The following is a 6180-nucleotide window of genomic DNA, read 5'->3' as shown; positions in this document are numbered from 1 at the left end:
GAGCACGTCGGCGAGGCCGAGCTGCGCGAGGAGGTGGCGCACAGGTTCCGGGAGGCGTTCGACGACTTCCGCTTCGGCCCGACCATGCTGGGCGACCTGCTGCTGGACGAACCGGAACTGCACGACACCCTCGGCCTGACGGCGGAGACCCTCCCGTACCAACTCGGCCACGCGCACATGTACGAGGACCTCCTGAAGCGGATACGGGACGACCACCCCGTGGCCTGGAACACCGCCCTGGACAGAGTCACCGCCCACGGACAGTGGAACAACGCCTTCGGCAGCGCCGCTCCCGTGCTCTACGCCCGTCACTTCGGGCCCGGACTGCTGATCGCCGACCGGATGAGCGGCCGCGTCACCGCGATCCACCGCGACGGCTCCAGCACCTACCCCGCACCCGACCAAGCAGTCCACCTCGCCACCGAACAGAACTACACCGTCGTGGTCCACTCCCCGGGCCACTACGACGCCACCACCCCCACCACCCGACCCACGCCTCACCCCGCACCCACCACCCGACCCGAAACGGACGAGTCCCGGCCCCCCACGACGGAACAGCACAGCCAGGCGATGGACATCGACGACGACCGTGGGCACCCGGGCCAGGACCCGGTGCCGGCGCTCCTGTCCGCGGGTCCGGTCGTCGGGGGCAGACGCACGGACGGGGCGACCGCGGTCACGTTCCTCGGGCGCATTCCGACGGTCTTCCACGTGGCCGCGACCATGGATGCGGTCAACGTCAACGGCAGGCATTTCACGCTGCCGAACTTGGAGGCCGAGCGTGCCCGGTTCGCGCACCAGCCGTTGAAGGGCGAGCTGGTCGGCAGCAAGGTCAGGTTCACCAACGCCGTCGGCGAGTGGTTCGAGAGCCCCCTCGACGAGCCCGCGAGGCAGGAGCCCTGGCCGGCCGGCAAAAGCAACACGGTGTTCGGCGTGGCGATGGTTGTGCCGGGAGTGCCGGCGGATCACCCGGTGGGTGAGGAGTTTCCCGGCTGGTACGCGCGGGTGGTCGGCGCGGACGGCCGTCGGGTGGTGGAGTGGTCCCGCACTGAAGGCGACGGTTTCACGCCCGAGGGCGGCGTGTCGCCGTACGACGAGCCGGCCGCTGTATACAAGTTCCGGATCGCGACGGAGAAGGCCGAGCGGCCGTTCACCGACCCGCCGGCCCCGACCGGCCCGCAGAACTTCCGCAAGCGCGTCCCGGAGCTCTTCTACGCCGTCGCCAACGCGAACGCTGTCAGCGTCAACGGCAAGGACTTCACACTGCCGAAGGATGAGCGCCACGAACTGTTCGCGAACAAGGCGCTGAGGGGTGAGCGCACCGGCGACGACGTCACGATCACCAACGCCGACGGCGATTCGTTCAAGACCACCCTCGGCCGGAGGCTCAAGAACAAGGGGCCCTTCCAGCCCGGCAGCCGCAATGTGTTCGGCATGAAGCTGCCCGTGCCGGAGGCGCCGGCCGATCACCCGGTGGGTGAGGCCTTCCCTGGCTGGTATCCGCGGTTGGCCGGCGTGGACGGCCACCGGGTCGTGGAGTGGTCCCGCACGGAAGGCGACGGTTTCACGCCCGAGGGCGACGTGACGCCGTTCGACGAGCCGACCGCCGAGTACAAGTACCGCATCGCGAGGGAGGAACATGCCCGCCGCAGTGCGGCGGACCCCGCACCCGCCGCCCGACCCGGGACGGACGAGTCCCGGCCTCCCGCGCCGGAGGGGGACGGCCAGCCGATGGACGTCGACGATGACCGTGGGCACCCGGACCTGCACCCGGACCCGGACCCCACGCCGGCCCTCCTGCCCGCGCCTCCGGCCGTCGGGGGCGGGCGCACGGACGGGACGACCGCGGTCACCTTCCTCGGGCGCGTCCCTAAGTCCTTCTACGTGGCCGCGACCATGGACGGGGTCAACGTCAACGGCAGGCATTTCACGCTGCCGAGCTTGGAGGCCGAGCGTGCCCGGTTCGCGCACCAGCCGTTGAAGGGCGAGCGGATCGGCAGCAAGGTCAGGTTCACCAACGCCGTCGGCGAGCGGTTCGAGAGCCCCCTCGACGAGCCCGCGAGGCAGGAGCCCTGGCCGGCCGGCACAACCGACACGGTGTTCGGCGTGCAGGTGAGTGTGCCGGGGGTGCCGGCGGATCACCCGGTGGGTGAGGAGTTTCCCGGCTGGTACGCGCGGGTGGTCGGCGCGGACGGCCGTCGGGTGGTGGAGTGGTCCCGCACGGAAGGCGAAGGTTTCACGCCTGAGGGCGAGGTGTCGCCGTACGACGAGCCGGCCGCCGTGTACGAGTTCCGGATCGCGACGGAGAAGGCCAGGCGAACGTTCACGGACCAGCCTGCCCCGACTGGCCCGCAGAACTTCCGCGAATGCATCCCGGAACTCTTCTACGTGACCTCCAGGGGACACAGCGTCAGCGTCAACGGGAAGGAATTCACACTGCCGAAGGGTGAGCGCCTTGCCTTGTTCGCGAACAAGGCACTCATGGGTGTGCGTACCGGGGACAAGGTCACGGTGACCAACGCCGACGGCGATTCGTTCAAACCCACCCTCGGCCGGAGGCTCAAGAGCAAGGTGCCCTTCCAGCCAGGCAGCAGCTACGTGTTCGGCATGAGGTTGACAGTGCCGGACGCGCCGGCCGATCACCCGGTCGGTGAGGCCTTCCCCGGCTGGTACCCGCGGTTGGCCGGCGTGGACGGCCACCGGGTCGTGGAGTGGTCCCGCACGGAAGGCGACGGCTTCACACCCGAGGGCGACGTGACACCTTTCGACGAGCCGACCGCCGAGTACGAGTACCGCATCGCGGCGGAGAAAGCAGAAACCCGTGCCAGGGCCGCGGACCCCGTGCCCGTCGCCGAGCCCGGAGCGGAGCCGACGGGGACGGACGCGCCCCGGTCGCCCGCGCCGGAGGGGGACGGCCAGCCGATGGACGTCGACGATGACCGTGGGCACCCGGACCCGCACCCAGACCCGGACCCCACGCCGGCCCTCCTGTCCGCGGGTCCGGTCGTCGGGGGCGGGCGCACCAATGGGACGACCGCGGTCACATTCCTCGGGCGCGTCCCGAAGTCCTTCGACGTGGTCGCGGCCAAGGGAAAGGTCAACGTCAACGGCAGGCAATTCGTGCTGCCGAAGTCGGAGGCCGAGCGTGCCCGGTTCGCGCACCAGCCGTTGAAGGGCGAGTGGATCGGCAGCAAGGTCAGGTTCACCAATGTCGAGGGCCAGTGGTTCGAGAAATCCCTCGACGAGCCCACGACGCAGCAGCTCTGGCCGGCCGGCAAATCCAAAGCGGTGTTCGGCGTGAAGATGGTTGTGCCGGGGGTGCCGGCGGATCACCCGGTGGGTGAGGAGTTTCCCGGCTGGTACGCGCGGGTGGCGGTCGGCGACCCGGGCCGCCGGGTGGTGGAGTGGTCCCGCACGGGAGGTGACGGCTTCACACCCGAGGGCGACGTGGCACCGTACGACGAGCCCGTCGCTGTGTACAAGGACCGGCTCGCGACGGAGCAGGCCCGGCGGCCGTTCACGGACCCGTCGGCCTCGACCGGCCCGCAGGACTTCCGCGAACGCATCCCGGAACTCTTCTACACGACCGCCAACGCGGAAAACGTCGGTTCCAACAGCAGGACCTTCACACTGCCGACGGGTGAGCGCACCGGCGACGACGTCACGATCACCAACGCCGACGGCGATGCGTTCGATGCCACGCTTGGTCAGACCCCTCTGCGCGAGGGGGCCCTCCAGCCCGGCGGTCAAAACGTGGCCGGCGTGTGGTTGACCGTGCCGGGGGCGCCGGCCGATCACCCGGTGGGTGAGGCCTTCCCCGGCTGGTACGCGCGGGTGGTCGGCGACCCGGGCCGCCGGGTCGTGGAGTGGTCCCGTACGGAAGGCGACGGTTTCACCCCCGAGGGCGACGTGACACCTTTCGACGAGCCGACCGCCGAGTACGAGTACCGCATCGCGGCGGAGGAAGCAGAGACCCGTGCCAGGGCCGCGGACCCCGTGCCCGTCGCCGAGCCCGGAGCGGAGCCGACGGGGACGGACGGGCTCCGGTCGCCCGCGCCGGAGGGGGAAGGCCACCCGATGGACGTCGACGATGACCGTGGGCACCCGGACCGGCACCCAGACCCGGACCCCACGCCGGCCCTCCTGCCCGCGCCTCCGGCCGTCGCGGGCGGGCGCACCGACGGGACGACCGCGGTCACCTTCCTCGCGCGCCTCCCGAAGACCTTCCACGTGGCCGCCGCCAAGAAGGCGGTCACCGTCAACGGCAGAGAATTCAAGCTGCTGGGCTCGGCGGCCGAGCGTGCCCGGTTCGCGCACCAGCCGCTGACGGGCGAGATCATCGGCAGCAAGGTCAGGTTCACCAACGCTGTCGGCGAGTGGTTCGACAAACCCCTCGACGTGCCCACGACGCAGCAGCTCTGCCCGGCCGGAAAAAACACCACGGTGTTCGGCGTGAAGGTGAGCGTGCCGGAGGTGCCGGCCGATCACCCGGTGGGTGAGGAGTTTCCCGGCTGGTACGCGCGGGTGGTCGGCGACCCGGGCCGCCGGGTCGTGGAGTGGTCCCGTACGGAAGGCGACGGCTTCACACCCGAGGGCGACGTGACGCCGTACGACGAGCCCGTCGAGGTGTACAAGTTCCGGCTCGCGACGGAGAAGGCCGGGCTGACGTTCACCGACCCGCCGGCCTCGACCGGCCCGCAGAACTTCCGCGAACGCATCCCGGAACTCTTCTACAAGACCGCCAGCGCGGAAAGCGTCAGTTTCAACGGCAGGACCTTCATACTGCCGACGGGTGAGCGCAATAGCCTGTTCGCGAACAAGGCACTGCGCGGCAAGCGCACCGGCAATAAGGTCACGTTCACCAACGCGGGCGGCGACGCGTTCGAGGACACGCTTGGTCAGACCCCTCCGCGCGAGGGGGCTCTCAAGCCCGGCAGTCAAAGCGTGGCCGGCGTGTGGTTGACCGTGCCGGGGGTGCCGGCCGATCACCCGGTGGGCGAGCCCTTCCCCGGCTGGTTCCCGCGGTTGGCCGGCGTGGACGGCCACCGGGTCGTGGAGTGGTCCCGCACGGAAGGCGACGGCTTCACACCCGAGGGCGACGTGACACCTTTCGACGAGCCGACCGCCGAGTACAAGTACCGCATCGCGATGGAGGAACACGCTCGCCGCAGGGCCGCGGACCCCGTGCCCGGCGCCGATGGAGACCGGCCCTCCGAGGGAACACCGGCCCAGGCTGACCAGCCCTCCCCCCGCACTCCGCTCGGAGCCCCGGACGGCACCGGTTCCAGTGACGAGTTGATGCCGCAGGCCGGTGCCCTCGAATCCGACCACGAGGAGGAAGTCAACTTCGACGAGTTCCTGATGGACGACGACCCGCATCTCCCTGGCGGGGCGCACGGCGAGGATGGCCCGCGGCCGGAGGCCACCGCGGCGGACCCCGGCCGGCCGGACCAGCCCGCCAGCCCCGAGGTCGACGCGAGGTTCCTTGACTCCCTCTTCGAGGGCGAGGAAGAGCTGCACGACCCCCGGCGGTTCCTGGAATCCCTCTACTCCCGCCAGCAGGACTCGAGCACCGCCGCGGACCCGTTCCTCTTCCCTGACGACCCGTCACCCGCTACTCCCACCGCCCCGACCGTCCAACCCCCCACCAGCACACCCCCGCGCCCCACCACGCCCACCGACACCCCGATGACCGAGGCCGAGAGCTCCCTGCCGGACCAGCCGGACAGCCCCGACCGCACCCCCGCCGGCCCCGTAGCCGGTCAGCGGTTCCTCGACTCCATCCTCAAGGTCGAGGAAAACCCCAGGCAGTTCCTGGACGCCCTCTACACCGACCACCAGGACTCCAGCGCCACCGCCGGCCCGATCCCCATCCCCGACGACCCTTCACCCACCACCGACCCGGCCGGCCAACCCCCCACCAGCAGCCCCGAAAGCTACTGGCTCGACGCCCTCCACGACACCGACTGGACCGCGGTACTCGCCGACCTCACCGCCATCCCCGACCCCACCACCGCACCCGACCCCACCACCGCACCCGACCCCACCACCACACCCGCCTCCGCATCCCCCACCCTCGACGTTTACCCCGACCCCCGCACCGGCATACCCCAGGTGCCCTACACCCCCGAAGCCGGCGGCACCGTCATAGGCCCCATCACCGACCTCGCGGCGGCCGAC

The 6180-nt window shown here is 70.8% G+C and carries 1 pseudogene; it reads left to right on the top strand.

Annotated elements, in window-relative coordinates:
* Positions 1 to 6180, top strand: a pseudogene (locus ACWD4U_RS34350) (hypothetical protein); the annotation flags it as partial.

This window comes from Kitasatospora sp. NPDC002522, from assembly GCF_053595195.1.
Note: the sequence above shows the minus strand (reverse complement) of the source record. Positions and strands in the feature narration are given on the sequence as shown.